This window comes from Komagataeibacter kakiaceti JCM 25156, from assembly GCF_000613305.1.
This window is the reverse complement of sequence record NZ_BAIO01000450.1, coordinates 1-1942: the sequence shown is the minus strand read 5'-3', so window position 1 is coordinate 1942 and position 1942 is coordinate 1. Positions and strand designations below refer to the sequence as shown.

Sequence of the window (1942 nt, the reverse complement as noted above, 5' to 3'; positions counted from 1 at the left end):
CATTCCGACGGAGGAGACGGTCCGCAACATCGCCCAGATGGTGCAGCGCCTGAAAAAAGCCGGTTTCACGGTCGCCCTGATCGACGAGACCAATACATCCGGCGCACCGCGCGAGGCCCTGCGCGCCGCCGTGCGCGCAGGCACCATCACGCCCGATATCGAGATCGACCCCTTCGCGCCCGACCAGCCGCTGTACAATGTGGACAACCATACCTACTGGAGTGATGACGATACCCATCCCTCCCAGATCGGGCATGCCATCCTGGCCAGCATGGTGTGGCGGCAGGTCGGCGGCCGCCTGCTGTCCGCGCGTTGACAGTACGGGGCGCGTGGAGGAGCATCAGGGCGCGACAGGGACGCAGGTGGTTGCACTTTGACGGATTCCAGATAGGGAAGCCTGACAGTTCAAGGGATATGTGATTATCTGATGCGGTTTGATCTCAAGACATCCGGCCTGACAGTCCGCCCTGCCCCGAAAATGGGGCGTCGCGCCATGCTGGCGGCCTTCATGGCCATGGGGGGCGTGCCCATGTCATCCATGGCCGGGTCCGCCGCGCATGCGGGGGGTAATGAGGTCGCGCGGCAATGGGCCGTGTTCCGGAGAAAATATTTCCGCCCCGATGGCCGCATTGTCGATACGGGCAATAACGGGGAATCCCACAGCGAGGGACAGGGCTACGGCATGCTTTTCGCCGCCGTCGCGGATGACCTGCCCACGTTCGAGACGATGTGGAACTGGACGCAGGCCACCTTGCGGCACACGAAGGACGGGCTGTTTTCATGGCGCTTCCTGCCCGGCCATACGCCCGCCGTGCCCGATACGAACAACGCGACCGATGGTGACCTGCTGATCGCCCTTGCCCTTGCCCGCGCGGGGCGGCGCTGGCACCGCCCGGATTTCGTGCAGGAAGCCGTCGCGATCTATCGCGACGTGCTGCGGCTCATGACCCTGCGGGTGGGGGATTACAGGGTGCTGCTGCCCGGCGCGCAGGGGTTCGTCCAGCCCGACAGGGTCACGCTCAACCTGTCCTATTACGTCATGCCCTCCCTGCTTCAGCCTTTGAACTGACGGCGGACCCGGCATGGCATGACGTGATGCGCGACGGCATGCGGCTGATCATGCAGGCCCGCTTCGGCCAGTGGCGGCTACCGCCGGACTGGCTCTCGATCGACCGGCGCACGCAGGCCCTTTCCCTGGCGAAGGGATGGCCGCCCTGTTTTTCCTATGATGCGATCCGGGTTCCGCTTTACCTGTACTGGGCGCATATGCTCACGCCGGACCTGCGGGCGGGATACGCCCGGTTCTGGACGCATTTTGGCGCGGATGCGCTGCCCGGCTGGATAGACCTGACAACGGGGGCGCGTTCGCCCTATAATGCCCCGCCGGGATATCTGGCGGTCGCGCAGTGCACGGGGCTTGCTTCATCGGCAAAATTGCCGACACTGGACCACGCGCCGGATTATTATTCCGCGGCATTGACGCTTCTGGTTTATATCGCGCGGGCAGAGGAGCAGGTGAAGTGAGCGGATCAGGGTCAGAAGACAGGGTTGAAGGCGACGGTCGCTCCGGTGCGGTGGGGCGTCCGCGCGATATCGAACGTGTCCTGCAAAGCTTCGGGGTCGAGCAGGGATTCGTCTACCGGCCTTTTGTCGATCGCTCCCTGCTGGAAACGGACGGAACTTCCGCCACCACCGAGTCCTCCAGCTCCAAAGACCTGACCGAAGTCGAGGATCCGTACGACTGGCAGGCTGAAAATGAACCGGGTGAGGATCTCCTCACGGAAGAGGAGACGGCCCCCGAACCCCCGGCGGAGCAGCTTCTGGCCCCACCTGAGGGCAGCACGCCCCCGCAGGTGGAGGAGGCGCCCGCCGCCATAGCCCCGCCCGAGGTGAAATCGCCCACGCCCGCTATTGCATCGGAACCGGAAAGCGTATCGAAGCC

2 protein-coding genes and 2 pseudogenes are annotated in these 1942 nt (G+C 64.5%); all 4 read left to right on the top strand.

The window, feature by feature from the left end:
* A pseudogene (locus JCM25156_RS29525) lies at positions 1-316 on the top strand (SGNH/GDSL hydrolase family protein); the annotation flags it as partial.
* Between the two features lie 111 nt (positions 317-427).
* On the top strand, positions 428-1069 hold the full coding sequence (locus JCM25156_RS31405) for a glycosyl hydrolase family 8 (RefSeq protein WP_242402685.1): 642 nt from the start codon (positions 428-430) through the stop codon (positions 1067-1069).
* Positions 1070-1095: 26 nt separating this feature from the next.
* A complete protein-coding gene (locus JCM25156_RS31400) occupies positions 1096-1524 on the top strand; it encodes a glycosyl hydrolase family 8 (protein ID WP_242402686.1) in 429 nt (142 codons plus the stop codon).
* Positions 1521-1942 (top strand): annotated as a pseudogene (locus JCM25156_RS25030) (hypothetical protein); the annotation flags it as partial. The gene JCM25156_RS31400 and the pseudogene JCM25156_RS25030, both read left to right, overlap by 4 nt.